13 protein-coding genes are annotated in these 12,621 nt (G+C 70.4%); 11 read left to right on the forward strand and 2 right to left on the reverse strand.

The window, feature by feature from the left end; genetic code table 11:
• Positions 1–20: 20 nt before the first annotated feature.
• Both flgM and flgA read right to left on the reverse strand, forming a co-directional pair.
• Complete coding sequence (flgM, locus tag Q8X39_RS00660; protein ID WP_305747702.1) at positions 21–344, reverse strand: flagellar biosynthesis anti-sigma factor FlgM; 324 nt, start codon at positions 342–344, stop codon at positions 21–23.
• Between the two features lie 394 nt (positions 345–738).
• A complete protein-coding gene (gene flgA, locus Q8X39_RS00665; RefSeq protein ID WP_305747703.1) occupies positions 739–1,563 on the reverse strand; it encodes a flagellar basal body P-ring formation chaperone FlgA in 825 nt (274 codons plus the stop codon).
• A gap of 154 nt (positions 1,564–1,717) precedes the next feature.
• Here flgA and flgB point away from each other — a divergent pair, with 154 nt between their 5' ends.
• The 11 genes from flgB to flgL all read left to right on the forward strand — a co-directional run bounded on the left by flgB (position 1,718) and on the right by flgL (position 12,619).
• A complete protein-coding gene (gene flgB / locus Q8X39_RS00670; RefSeq protein ID WP_305748243.1) occupies positions 1,718–2,134 on the forward strand; it encodes a flagellar basal body rod protein FlgB in 417 nt (138 codons plus the stop codon).
• 38 nt (positions 2,135–2,172) lie between these two features.
• Positions 2,173–2,583, forward strand: coding sequence for a flagellar basal body rod protein FlgC (flgC, locus tag Q8X39_RS00675; protein WP_305747704.1), 411 nt, complete (start codon positions 2,173–2,175; stop codon positions 2,581–2,583).
• 32 nt (positions 2,584–2,615) lie between these two features.
• Entirely contained in the window at positions 2,616–3,305 is a 690-nt protein-coding gene (locus Q8X39_RS00680) for a flagellar hook assembly protein FlgD (RefSeq protein ID WP_305747705.1), read from the forward strand.
• A 70-nt stretch (positions 3,306–3,375) separates the two neighbouring features.
• Positions 3,376–4,638, forward strand: coding sequence for a flagellar hook protein FlgE (flgE, locus tag Q8X39_RS00685; RefSeq protein WP_305747706.1), 1,263 nt, complete (start codon positions 3,376–3,378; stop codon positions 4,636–4,638).
• Positions 4,639–4,694: 56 nt separating this feature from the next.
• Positions 4,695–5,420, forward strand: coding sequence for a flagellar basal-body rod protein FlgF (gene flgF / locus Q8X39_RS00690; protein WP_305747707.1), 726 nt, complete (start codon positions 4,695–4,697; stop codon positions 5,418–5,420).
• A gap of 37 nt (positions 5,421–5,457) precedes the next feature.
• Positions 5,458–6,240, forward strand: coding sequence for a flagellar basal-body rod protein FlgG (gene flgG / locus Q8X39_RS00695; RefSeq protein WP_305747708.1), 783 nt, complete (start codon positions 5,458–5,460; stop codon positions 6,238–6,240).
• A 77-nt stretch (positions 6,241–6,317) separates the two neighbouring features.
• Entirely contained in the window at positions 6,318–7,007 is a 690-nt protein-coding gene (locus Q8X39_RS00700) for a flagellar basal body L-ring protein FlgH (RefSeq protein WP_305748244.1), read from the forward strand.
• 217 nt (positions 7,008–7,224) lie between these two features.
• Positions 7,225–8,337: a flagellar basal body P-ring protein FlgI gene (locus Q8X39_RS00705; protein WP_305748245.1), complete on the forward strand. Its 1,113-nt coding sequence runs from the start codon at positions 7,225–7,227 to the stop codon at positions 8,335–8,337.
• 1 nt (position 8,338) lies between these two features.
• Entirely contained in the window at positions 8,339–9,439 is a 1,101-nt protein-coding gene (gene flgJ, locus Q8X39_RS00710; protein WP_305747709.1) for a flagellar assembly peptidoglycan hydrolase FlgJ, read from the forward strand.
• Positions 9,440–9,452: 13 nt separating this feature from the next.
• Positions 9,453–11,366, forward strand: a complete 1,914-nt coding sequence (flgK, locus tag Q8X39_RS00715; RefSeq protein ID WP_305747710.1) for a flagellar hook-associated protein FlgK — start codon at positions 9,453–9,455, stop codon at positions 11,364–11,366.
• Between the two features lie 26 nt (positions 11,367–11,392).
• Entirely contained in the window at positions 11,393–12,619 is a 1,227-nt protein-coding gene (gene flgL, locus Q8X39_RS00720; protein ID WP_305747711.1) for a flagellar hook-associated protein FlgL, read from the forward strand.
• The last annotated feature ends 2 nt before the right edge of the window (positions 12,620–12,621 follow it).

Below are 12,621 nucleotides of genomic sequence, written 5' to 3' on the forward strand. Positions count from 1 at the left end.
GTCGGGAAGACCGCGCGGGCTCAGTGCCCGGTCGGGCCGACCTTGCCGAGCACCTCGCGGGCGTTGGCGATCAGCTTGTCGGCGATCGCCTCGGGGTTGATCTTGTAGGTGCCGTCGGAGATCGACTGGCGGACCTGTTCGACCTTCTGGGCGTCGAAGCTCCCGTCGGCCGCTTCCATGAGGGCCCGTGCGGTGCTGGACAGCTGCACCGTCGCGCCGCCATCGGCCTTCTTGGCCGATGCGGTGTCCTGAACGGCGCTGCCCTCTGCGGCCGGACGGCTCGAGGTCGTGGCGGCGCCGGTGGGGTTGATGCCCGCAGGTGCAGGGTTGTTGCCGATCTTCATGACGTTCTCCTGTGGCGCCGGACCCCACCCTCGGTGGCGGAGGCCGGCTTCGGTGCGCGACGCGTCATTGTGAGCCCGGTTGCGGTCGTCCCGCATCGACGGGGCGACAGGCCGGCCCCGCTGTCGCGAGACGTACCCAACGGTCGGCCAGTCTGTTGCATCTGGCCTGCCCCCGGTTTATCGGCTCGTTCCGATCGGGCTTGAGGACCTTGTGCGGGTCCGCGGTCGTCGGTATCGGGTCGTTTCCCGGGGCTGAAGTGGGTTTCGGCAAGGAAGCGGCAGGACTTGAGGGTGCCGGTGCGTCCGGATGTGTCCCAGCCCCTGGAACCGGGGGGAAACGAGCGCGCCCCGCAAGTCGCCGGGGCGTGGACAGGGGCTGGACGTGTCCGGTTTTTCACAACCGGATCTCCGCGCGGCGATCGCCGACCGGCCAGGCCGACAGGAGCTTGCCGCTGGTCGAGCGCAGCCGCACCGGCTGGCCCTCGATGCCGGGGCTCAGGGCCTCGGCCTCGCCGCTGATGCGAAAGCCGCTGCCGACCGAGTCGACCTGGACCGTGTCGCCGGCGGCGAACCAGATGCGCGCGCGCAGGCTGTCGGCGCGCAGCGTCGTGCCGGCCGGCTGGGCCCGGCTCAGGCGACGCCCGACCAGCTCGTCGCTGCGGGTGTAGACCGGGCTGGGCTGCTCGGCGATGTCGACCACCGCCAGCTGCAGCTGGTCGGCGCTCAACGGCGTGTCGGCGGCGACCGGGCTGGCGGTCACCAGCGCCGGGGCCCAGACCTTGACCGTCACCGGCAGGTAGACGTTCCAGGCCACCGGCCCGCGGGTGCAGCGCAGGCCGACGCGGGTCTTGCCCCAGGGCTTCGCGCCGGGCGGCAGGTAGGGCTGGATCTGGTCGCACGGTGCCAGGCGCAGGCGCGGGTCGAGCTGGCCGGGGACGACCTCGACACGCGCGCCGGCCGGTGCACCGGCCTGCTCGCGGGCCAGGCCCAGGACCTGGTCGAAGGGGATGGCTGCGCCGGCTTCCTGCGCATGGGCCGGCTGCGGCAGTCCCAGCACGGACAGCAGCAGCGCGGCGGCCAGCGTCGCCAGCATCGCGCCGAGGTAGTCGCCGATCACGCGCAGCGGCAGCACGCTGCGGCACGCGCAGGCGGCGGCGACGGGGCTGGTGGGGCTGACGGGGCTGACGGGGCGGGACGGGACCGGGCGATCTGAGGACATGGTGAGCCGCACTTTAGGTGTCGCCCCGGCCGCCCCAGGCGCGGAGATAAGGGCAAACGGCCCTGCTATTCCCGCTCATGTTTCGGGCCCTCGCGTCCAACAATCTGTTCAAGGGCCCGGATCAGGCCGGCCCGACGCAGGAGCCGCACGCATGATCACCAACCGCCTCACCGACACGCTGGACTTCCAGTCCCAGGCCCTGGTGCTGCGTTCCGAGCGTCAGCGCCTGATCGCCAGCAACATCGCCAACGCCGAGACGCCGGGCTATGTCGCCAAGGACATCGACTTCGCCAGTGCCCTCCAGCAGGCCACCGGCGGCGGCGCCCAGCCGGGCCGTGCCGGCGGCCCGCTGGTGACCACCCATGGCGCGCACATCCCCGTGGCCATCGGCGGTCGCGAGGCCAGCACGCTGCAGTTCGCCACGCAGTCGCAGAGCAACCTCGACAACAACACCGTCGACATGGACCGCGAACGTGCCAGCTTCGCCGACAACGCGGTGAAGTACGAGGCCTCGCTGCGCTTCGTCAACGGCCAGGTGTCGACGCTGATGTCGGCCATCAAGGGCCAGTGAAGGCGATGCCCGCCACGGTCACCAGGAGCTGAACCGCCATGTCCATGATGAAGATCTTCAACGTCGCCGGCAGCGCGGTCAGCGCGCAGAGCCAGCGGCTCAACACGGTGGCGACCAACCTGGCCAACGCCGACACGGTGGCCGGCCCGGACGGCCAGAGCTTCAAGGCCCGCCAGGTGATGTTCCAGACCGTGGCGATGGGCGACCAGGGTGCCGCCGGCGTCAAGGTCTCGCAGGTCATCGAGGACCAGACCCCCGGCCGCCGCGTGCACGACCCGAAGCACCCGCAGGCCGATGCCGACGGCTACGTCACCTACAGCAACGTCAACGCGGTCGAGGAGATGGTCAACATGATGGCCGCCTCGCGCTCCTACCAGAACAACGTCGAGGTCATGAACACGGCCAAGACCCTGCTGCTCAAGACCCTGCAGATGGGCTCGGGCTCCTGAGCCGCCGCTGCGCACCGAAAGGCTGAACCTCCATGACCACGACCACCGGCACCCACGCCACGAGCAACTCGGCGGCGGTCTACGCCCAGCTCAATGGCAGCACGACCGGCAAGACCGCGACCGAGGCCTCGGCCGACCGCTTCCTCACGCTGCTGGTCGCGCAGATGAAGAACCAGGACCCGCTCAGTCCGATGGACAACGCGCAGGTGACCAGCCAGATGGCCCAGATCAACACGGTCTCGGGCATCGAGAAGGTCAACGAGAGCATCCAGTCCATGAGCAGCCAGTTCACCCAGCTGCAGGCCATGCAGGGCGCGCAACTGGTCGGGCAGGGCGTGCTGGTCAACGGCAACAAGCTGGCCATCGGCAGCGATGGCAGCGCCCGTGCGAGCTTCGACCTGGCCGGTGCGGCCGATGCCACCAAGGTCGAGGTCCTGTCGGCCTCGGGCCGCGTCGTCGGCACCGTCGACCTGGGTGCGGAGACCACCGGCCGCCACAGCTTCAGCTGGACCCCGCCGGCGCCGGCCGAGGGCCAGACCCCGATCGACACGGGCAACCTGACCTTCCGTGTCGTCGCCACCAGCGGTGCCACGCAGGTCAGCGCGACCCCGCTGATGCGCGACGAGATCGTCGCCGTCAGCACCTCCGGCGGCAGCCTGAGCCTGGACCTGGCCAGCGGCGGCCGCATGGCCTATGCCGACGTCAAGGCCTTCGCCGAATGACGCCGCCGCGCTGATCCTGCCCCTTCCGAACCGATCCGACCCCGATCCCCCTTCCCGCGAGGACACGACCATGAGCTTCCAGCAAGGCCTTTCCGGCTTGAACGCCACCAGCAAGAACCTGGAGGTGATCGGCAACAACGTCGCCAATGCCAGCACCTACGGCGCCAAGGCGTCGCGGGCCGAGTTCGCCGACATGTACGCGAGCAACATCGCCAGCACCGGCACCAGCAACATCGGCATCGGCGTGCGCCTGGCGGCGGTCTCGCAGCAGTTCACGCAGGGCAGCATCAGCGCCACCGAGAACCCGCTGGACGTGGCGATCAACGGCAACGGCTTCTTCCAGCTCAGGGACACCACCGGCGCGCTGGTCTACAGCCGCAACGGCCAGTTCAAGCTCGACAGCGACGGCTACATCGTCAACAACGGCGCCCAGAAGCTGCTGGGCTACCAGGCCGACGCGCAGGGCGTGGTGATTCCCCGTGCGGCCAGCGAGCTGCGCCTGCCGACCGCCGGCATCGACCCGCAGGCGACCGACGCGGTCACGATGGAGATGAACCTCGATTCGCGCAGCCAGCCGACGCTGCCGGCGGCGGGCGGCATCAACTTCGACGACCCGGCCACCTACAACAAGGCGACCTCGCTGACGGCCTACGACGTCAAGGGCCAGCCGGTGGCGATGACCTACTACTTCCAGAAGACCGGTGCCGACACCTGGGACGTCTATGCCACCGCCAACGGCACCTCGGTGGTCGATGACGGCGCGGGCAACGCCGCGCCGCTGACCACGCTGCAGTTCCCGACCACCGGCGCCGCACCGACCGCGCCGGCCGCGCCCTTCACCTTCGACGTGCCGGCCACCACGCTGCCCGACGGCTCGACCACCGAGCCCATCACCGGCGTCAGCATGGACTTCACCCAGTCGACCCAGTACGGCGCGCTGTTCAGCGTCACCGACGTGACCCAGACCGGCTACGCGCCGGGCCAGATCACCAGCCTGAACATAGAGTCCAACGGGATCATCACCGCGCGCTACTCGAACGGCCTGACCAAGGCCGCCGGCCAGCTGGAGCTGGCGAGCTTCCGCAACCCGCAGGGCCTGCAGGCCATGGGCGGCAATGCCTGGACCTCGACCTATGCCTCGGGCACGCCGATCGTCGGCACCGCGGGCAGCGGCAACATGGGCCAGCTGCAATCGGGCGCGCTGGAGGAATCCAACGTCGACCTGACCTCCGAGCTGGTCAACATGATGACGGCGCAGCGGGTCTACCAGGCCAACGCGCAGACCATCAAGACCGAGGACTCGATCATGCAGACCCTCGTCAACCTTCGTTGAGCCCGGCGCCTGGGGGGCTTCCTCCGAACGCCACCGAGACCTGACAAGGATTCCAGATGGACCGTCGCATCTACCTCAGCATGGGGGGCGCCAAGGCCACCATGCAGCGCCAGGAAACGCTCGCCAACAACCTGGCCAACGTGTCCACGGTCGGCTTCCGCGCCGAGCTGCAGGCCTTCCGTGCCGTGCCGGTGCGTGGCGATGGCGCGACCACGCGTGCCTACGCGCTGGAAACCACCACCGGCTACAACCCGACGCAGGGCCCGATGACCACCACCGGGCGCAACCTCGACGTGGCGATGCAGGGCAATGGCTGGCTGGCCGTGCAGGCGCTCGACGGCACCGAGGCCTACACCCGCGCCGGCTCGCTGCAGGTCAGCAACGAGGGCGTGCTGGTCGGCCACAACGGCCTGCCGGTGCTGGGCGACGGCGGCCCGATCACCCTGCCGGCGAACGCCGAGGTGACGGTCGGCCAGGACGGCACGATCACCGCCCGCGCGGCCAACGGCGGCAGCACGCCGGTGGGCAAGCTCAAGCTGGTCACGCCGCCGGAGAAGCTCCAGCGCGGCGACGATGGCCTGTTCCGTGCCGCCGGCGGCGACCTGCCGGCCGACCCGAACGCGCGGCTGCAGGCCGGCGCGCTCGAAGGCTCCAACGTCAGCGCGATCGAGACCATGGTGTCCATGATCTCGGCCGCGCGCCAGTTCGAGGCCCAGATGAAATCGATGCAGACCACCGAGCAGGACGAGCGCTCCGCCGCGCAGCTGCTGTCGCTGAGCTGATCGACCGACCCGACACCCGTACCCGAGGAACACCGCCATGATGCGCGCCCTGTGGATCTCCAAGACCGGCATGGAAGCCCAGCAGACCCAGCTGGATGTCGTCTCGAACAACCTCGCCAACGTCGCCACCAACGGCTACAAGAAGTCGCATGCGGTGTTCGAGGACCTGATGTACCAGACGCTGCGCCAGCCCGGCGCGAACAGCTCCGAGCAGACCCAGCTGCCCACCGGCCTGCAGGTCGGCCTGGGCGTGCGCTCGGTGGCGACCTCGCGCCAGTTCACGCAGGGCAACCTGCAGCAGACCGGCAACTCGCTGGACGTGGCGATCAAGGGCAACGGCTTCTTCCAGATCCAGATGCCCGACGGCACCACCGGCTACACCCGCGACGGCGCCTTCCAGGTCAGCGCGACCGGCCAGCTGGTGACCAACGCCGGCTATGCGGTCCAGCCCGGCATCACCGTGCCGGCGCAGGCCCAGACCGTCACCATCGCGCCGGACGGCACGGTCAGCGTGGCGATGCCCGGCCAGGTGGCGCCGCAGACGCTGGGCCAGATCCCGGTGGCCAACTTCATCAACCCGGCCGGCCTCGAGGCGCTCGGCGGCAACCTCTTCGGCGAGACCGCCGCATCGGGCACGCCCAGCAGCGGCGTGCCGGGCAGCGGCGGCCTGGGCCAGTTGAGCCAGGGCTTCGTCGAGACCTCCAACGTCAACGTGGTCGAGGAACTGGTCACGATGATCCAGACCCAGCGTGCCTACGAGCTGAACTCGAAGGCGATCTCGACCTCGGACCAGATGCTGCAGAAGCTCGGCCAGCTGTGATCGCCGCCATGAACGTCGCCACGAACGTCGCCACGAACGTCGCGATGACCGTCGCCATGACCGCCAGGATGCCCCTCATGTCCCGCCCGCTGCGCGCTGTCGCGCTCGCCTGCACCGCCGCTGCGCTGGCGGCCTGCGGCACCGTCTCGATGCCCAGCTCGCCCAAGGTCGACGTGGCCGAGCCGACCCAGATGCGGCCGCAGCCGCTGGCGGTGCCGGTGATCGCCAACGGCTCGATCTTCCAGGCCGGGCAGTACCGCCCGCTGTTCGAGGACCACCGCGCCCGGCTGGTCGGCGACACGATCACGGTGCAGATCGTCGAGAAGGTCAGCGCGACCGCCTCGTCGACCAGCACGGTCGAGAAGAAGGGCTCGGTCGATGCCTCGGTGACGGCGCTGCCGCTGCTGGGCGCGTCCAGCGCGCTGGCCAAGCTCGGTGCGGGTGGCAGCAGCAGCAACACCTTCTCCGGCAAGGGTGGCACCGAGAACACCAACGAGTTCACCGGCACCATCACCGCCACCGTGACCGAGGTGCTGCCCAACGGCCACCTGCTGATCGCCGGCGAGAAGCAGATCGGCGTGAACGACAACGCCGACGTGCTGCGCTTTTCCGGCCAGGTCGACCCGCGCTCGATCCAGCCGGGCAATTCCGTCGCCTCGGCACAGATCGCCAACGTGCGCGTCGAGCAGCGCGGACGCGGCGGCCAGGCCGATGCGCAGAAGATAGGGTGGCTCAGCCGCTTCTTTTTGAACCTTCTGCCCATTTAAGTCCGCCACAGAATGGGTTCGACCACCAAAAGGATCGGACCCGCGGATGAACGCGCTGCCTGCCTGGCTCGAAGCCACCCATGATGACCAGCTGATCGACCGCCACGAAGCGGCGGTGGACGCTGCCTACGATGCGCTCGAGGCCGTCCGCCCGAGCGGCTGGACCGGCCGACTCGACCGCCTCGACCGCCTGTGTGCCGGCCTCCTGAGCCGCCTGATGCCCTCGGCGATGCTGCTGGCCGTGCTGGCTGCGAGCGCCGCACTCTGGTGGCCCGCCAGCGCGCAGGCCGGCCAGCGCATCAAGGAAGTCGCCAGCATCCAGGGCGTGCGCAGCAACCAGCTGGTCGGCTACGGCCTGATCGTGGGCCTGGACGGCACCGGCGACCAGACCACCCAGACCCCTTTCACCGCGCAGAGCCTGCAGGCCATGCTCCAGCAGCTCGGCGTGACCGTGCCGGCCGGCGTCAACATGCAGCTGCGCAACGTCGCCGCCGTGATGGTGACGGCCACGCTGCCGCCGTTCGCGCAGCCCGGCCAGGCGATCGACGTGACGGTGTCCTCGCTGGGCAACTCCAAGAGCCTGCGCGGCGGCACGCTGGTGGCCACGCCGCTGCGCGGTGCCGACGGCAACATCTACGCGCTGGCCCAGGGCAACGTGATCGTCGGCGGTGCCGGCGCCTCGGCCGGCGGCAGCAAGGTCCAGGTCAACCACCTGTCGGCCGGCCGTATCCCCGAGGGCGCCACGGTCGAACGGGCCGTGCCGACGCCGCTCAACCAGGGCGACTCGCTGCAGCTGGACCTGCGCTCGTCGGACTTCAGCATGGCCCGCGAGGTCAGCCGCGTCATCAACGCCAAGTACGGCACCGGCACCGCCCAGGCGCTCGACGCCCGCGCGGTCAAGGTCCGCATGCCGGCCTCGCCGGACGAGCGGGTCGGCTTCCTGGCCGACCTGGAAGAGCTGCCGCTGACGCTGGCCGCGCCGGCCGCCAAGGTCATCGTGAACGCCCGCACCGGCTCGATCGTGATGAACCAGACCGTCACGCTCAAGCCCTGCGCGGTGGCACACGGCAACCTGTCGGTGACGATCACCTCGACGCCCCAGGTCAGCCAGCCCGCGCCCTTCTCGAACGGCCAGACGACCGTCACCGAGAAGGTCGACATCAAGATCAACCAGGACCCCGGCTCGCTGATCCAGCTGCCGGCCGGCACGCAGCTGACCGACGTGGTCAAGGCCCTGAACTCGCTCGGCGCGACGCCGGGCGACCTGCTGGCGATCCTGCAGGCCATCAAGGCCGCCGGTGCGTTGGAAGCCGAACTCGAGGTGATCTGAAGTGGCCGCCCCGACCCTGCCTCCCAGCCACGCGCCCGACTGGCGCAACAGCCGCTCGACCCCCTCGGTGGCGAGCCAGCGGCTGGCGGCGGGTGGCGGTCAGCTCGACGGCCTGCGGGCTGCCTCCAAGAGCGACCCCAAGGGCGCGATCAAGGAAGTCGCCAAGCAGTTCGAGGCCCTGTTCATGCAGGAAGTGATGAAGAGCATGCGGGCCGCCTCGGCGAATTCGTCGATGAGCAGCGGCATGCTCGACAACAACGGCACCGAGATGGCCACCGGCCTGCTCGACCAGCAGTACGCCACCGAGATGACCGGCCGTCCCGGCGGCCTGGCCGAGGCGATCGCCCGCCAGCTCGAACGCCAGACCGGCCTGGGCCCTGTCACGCCGGCGCCGGCGGGGGGCTACACGCTGCCGGCCCGTCCGGCCGCGTTGCAGAACCTGCCGGGCGCGCAGATGAGCCCTGGCGCGGCACGAGCCGCGTCGGCCTCCTTCAGCCAGGGCACGCAGGCCGCGGCGCGCTATGCGCAGCTCGACCCGGCCCAGCGCATCGACACGCCGGCCGAGTTCGTGCAGGCCCATGCCGATGCGGCCGAGGCGGCCGCCGCCGACAGCGGCATCCCGGCCCACTTCATGCTCGCCCAGGCCGCGCACGAGACCGGCTGGGGCCGCAAGCAGATCGTCGGCCAGGACGGCACGCTGTCGAACAACCTGTTCGGCATCAAGGCCGGACCGGGCTGGACCGGCCCGAGCGTGGTGGCCACCACCACCGAGGTCGTCAACGGCCAGCCGCAGAAGGTGCAGGCGCGCTTCCGGGCCTATGCCTCGGCCGAGGACAGCTTCCGCGACTACGCCCGCCTGATCGGCAACAGCCCGCGCTACCAGGGCGTCATGAACAGCCTCAAGGCCGGCGACAGCGCCACGCCGCAGACGGCGGCCGCCTTCGCGCAGGGCCTGCAGCGCGCCGGCTATGCCACCGACCCGCAGTACGCCGCCAAGCTCGGCCGCGTCATCGACACCACCGCTCGGGTGCAACGCCAGCTCGATGCCGGTCAGCAGGCCCGCGCCGACGCGCCGGGCCCGCGCCTGAACACGTCGGCCTGAACAGGACACAGAGATGAGCACCACCAGCCTGATGAACGTCGGCACGCGGGCCATGTTCGCGGCCCAGGCGCAGCTGCAGACCACGGGCCACAACATCTCCAACGCCAACGTGGCGGGCTACTCGCGCCAGGAGACCGTGCTGACCACCGCCAGCGGCAGCTACACCGGCGCGGGCTACTTCGGCCGTGGCGTGACGGTGCAGACCGTCACCCGCGCGGTCGACGGCTTCCTGACCGACCGGGTCGCGCAGACCCGCTCGCAGGCCAGCGCCGACAGCACCCGGCTGGACCTGCTGAACCGGCTCGAAGGCAGCTTCGGCACCGGCGAGTCCGGCCTGGGCTATGCGGCCACGCAGGTCTTCAACGCCTTCAGCGACGTCGCCAACTCGCCGGCCGACCCGAGTGCGCGCCAGGTCGTGCTGGCCCGCTCGGAGGAACTGGCCTCGCGCTTCCGGGCCAGCGCCGACCAGATCGAGTCGCTCCAGGCATCGACCACGCTGGACGTCCGGAACACCGTCGACACCATCAACGGGCTGGCCCGCCAGATCGCCAAGCTCAACGACAACATCGCCGGCGCGCAGGGCAACGGCCAGTCGCCCAACGACCTGCTCGACCAGCGCGACCAGCTCATCGGCGAGCTGAGCCAGCATGTGCAGGTCACGCGGCTGGAGCAGGACGACGGCTCGCTCAACCTCTTCATCGGCGGCGGCCAGAGCCTGGTGCTCGGCAACTCGGCCTACCAGCTGACCTCGCAGCCCGACGACTTCGACCCGTCGCGTGTGCGGGTCGGCATCCAGATCGGCGGCATCGAGCGCCGACTCGACGAGGGCATGCTCGGCGGCGGCACGCTCACCGGCCTGGTCCGCTTCCAGAACCAGGACCTCGCACATGCCCGCGACCAGCTCGGCCTGCTGGCCGGCACGCTGGCCCGCGAGGTCAACCGGCAGCAGTCCTTCGGCCTGGGCCTGGACGGCCAGCCCGGCAACGCGCTGTTCCGCTACGGCGACGCCAACGCGATCCCCGCCAAGACCAACGCGGTCGACGGCGCCGGCAACCTGATCGGCGCGATCTCGCTGACCGTGACCGACAGCCGGGCGCTGCAGCCCAGCGAGTACGAGCTGAGCGTCAACCCGGATGGCAGCTACGACGTGCTGCGTCGCTCGGACGGCGCGACCTTCGCCAACCTGGCCGATGGCGCGACGCTCGACGGCTACACCATCACCGGCGGCGGCGTGCCCGGCGACCGCTTCCTGCTGCAACCCTTCAGCACGGCCGCGCAGGGCCTGGGCGTGGCGCTGGCCGATCCGCGCGGCATCGCCGCCGCCAACCCGGTCAACGCGGTGGCGGCACCGGCCAACACCGGCACCGGCACGATCAGCGCGCTGACCATCGAGGCGCCGCCCGCCGGCAGCTACAGCAGCTTCAACGTCACCTTCGGCGCCCAGAACGCGCTGGGCGGCCGCGACTACACGCTGACCGACAGCGGCGGCGGCGTGCTCGCCAGCGGCAGCTGGAGCGCCGGCACCCCCATCCGCCACGACGGCATCGCGATCAAGCTCGACGGCGTGCCGGCCTCGGGCGACACCTTCGCGATCCAGCCGACGCTGCAGGCCTCGTCCAGCAACGGCAACGCGCTGGCGCTCGAAGGCCTGGCCCATGCGGCCATGGCGGTGGGCCTGACCTTCACCAACCAGTACGCCCAGGCCCTGTCGGGCATCGGCGTGCGGGTGCAGGGCGCGCAGGCGGCGGCGGACGTGTCCTCGGCCGCCGCCGACCAGGCCGCCACCGAGCTGGGTGCGCGCACCGGCGTCAACCTCGACGAGGAAGCCGCCCGCCTGATGCAGTACCAGCAGAGCTACCAGGCCGCGGCCAAGGTGCTGCAGGTGGCGCAGAAGGTGTTCGACACCATCCTGTCCATCGCCGCCTGAGCGCGGCAGGACCCACGGAGCACGTCATGAGAATCTCGACCGCCCAGACCTACGAGACCACGGTCAATTCGCTGCAGCGCCGCCAGCAGGAGCTGTCGCGTTCGCAGAGCCAGATGACCAGCGGCAAGCGCATCGACCGGGCCAGCGACGACCCGACCGCCGCCGCGCGGGCCGAACGCGCGCTGATCGAGCAGTCGCGTGGCGAGACCACGCTGCGGGTGGCCGATGCCAGCCGCAACGCGATGCAGCTGTCGGAATCGGCCCTGGGTGATGCGACCAACCTGCTGCAGTCGGCCCGCGAGACGCTGGTGGCAGCCGGCAACGGCGCCTACCAGCCGACCGAGCGCCGCGCGCTGGCGCTGCAGCTGCGCGAGGTCCGCATGCAGCTGCTCAACGTCGCCAACCAGCAGGACGGCAACGGCGGCTACCTGTTCGGCGGGCAGGGCGTGAAGACCGCGCCCTTCCTCGATGCGGTCGGAGGCGTCGCCTTCGCCTCGACCGGTGGCCAGATCGACGGCTCGACCAGCGAGCGCCTGCCGCTGTCGGTCGACGGCGAACAGGTCTGGCTGCATGCCCGCAGCGGCAACGGCGTGTTCGAGACCGCCGCCAGCACCGGGAACACCGGTTCGGCCTGGGTCGACGGCGGCCAGGTCACCGACCCGTCGGCGCTGCCGGCCGGCGACGTGGCGCTGCTGTTCGGCACCGATGCCAGCGGCGCGACCACCTACAGCGTGGTCGATCCGGCCTCTGGCAGCGTGCTCAACGACGCCTCGGGCACGCCGATGAGCGGTCTGCCCTTCGCCAGCGGCAAGAGCATCGAGGTGATGGGCATGGCGCTGAAGGTGACCGGCCAGCCTGCGCCCGGCGACCAGTTCACGATGAAGCAGGCGACGCCCGACCTGAGCGTGTTCGACGCGCTCGACAACGCCCTGTCGGTGCTGGAGGACCCGCTGGCCAGCCGTGGCGCGGTCAGCCAGGCGGTCAGCAACGGCCTGCGTGACATGGACCAGGCGCTCAGCAACTTCCAGTCGGCCCGCTCGACCGCCGGCGAGACGCTCAATCGCATCGATGGGCTGACGGATCGCACGAATGCGCGGATTCTTTCGGCCAAGACCACCCGCTCGGATGCCGAAGATCTCGACATGGTCCAGGCTGTCTCGGACTTCACCAACAAGCAGACCAGCTACCAGGCGGCCTTGCAGTCGTACTCGATGGTCCAGAAACTCTCGCTCTTCAACTACATCGGCAACTGAAC

The organism is Leptothrix discophora (assembly GCF_030705305.1).
Taxonomy (GTDB): Bacteria; Pseudomonadota; Gammaproteobacteria; order Burkholderiales; family Burkholderiaceae_C; genus Sphaerotilus; species Sphaerotilus discophorus.

Bases quoted from the DNA above. Each gene is read 5' to 3' on its own strand.
- Q8X39_RS00680 (WP_305747705.1), top strand. From the start codon at position 2,616: ATGACCACGACCACCGGCACCCACGCCACGAGCAACTCGGCGGCGGTC.
- flgG (WP_305747708.1), top strand. From the start codon at position 5,458: ATGATGCGCGCCCTGTGGATCTCCAAGACCGGCATGGAAGCCCAGCAG.
- flgC (WP_305747704.1), top strand. From the start codon at position 2,173: ATGTCCATGATGAAGATCTTCAACGTCGCCGGCAGCGCGGTCAGCGCG.
- flgA (WP_305747703.1), bottom strand. From the start codon at position 1,563: ATGTCCTCAGATCGCCCGGTCCCGTCCCGCCCCGTCAGCCCCGTCAGC.
- flgM (WP_305747702.1), bottom strand. From the start codon at position 344: ATGAAGATCGGCAACAACCCTGCACCTGCGGGCATCAACCCCACCGGC.
- Q8X39_RS00705 (WP_305748245.1), top strand. From the start codon at position 7,225: ATGCCCTCGGCGATGCTGCTGGCCGTGCTGGCTGCGAGCGCCGCACTC.
- Q8X39_RS00700 (WP_305748244.1), top strand. From the start codon at position 6,318: ATGTCCCGCCCGCTGCGCGCTGTCGCGCTCGCCTGCACCGCCGCTGCG.
- flgE (WP_305747706.1), top strand. From the start codon at position 3,376: ATGAGCTTCCAGCAAGGCCTTTCCGGCTTGAACGCCACCAGCAAGAAC.
- flgF (WP_305747707.1), top strand. From the start codon at position 4,695: ATGGACCGTCGCATCTACCTCAGCATGGGGGGCGCCAAGGCCACCATG.
- flgL (WP_305747711.1), top strand. From the start codon at position 11,393: ATGAGAATCTCGACCGCCCAGACCTACGAGACCACGGTCAATTCGCTG.
- flgK (WP_305747710.1), top strand. From the start codon at position 9,453: ATGAGCACCACCAGCCTGATGAACGTCGGCACGCGGGCCATGTTCGCG.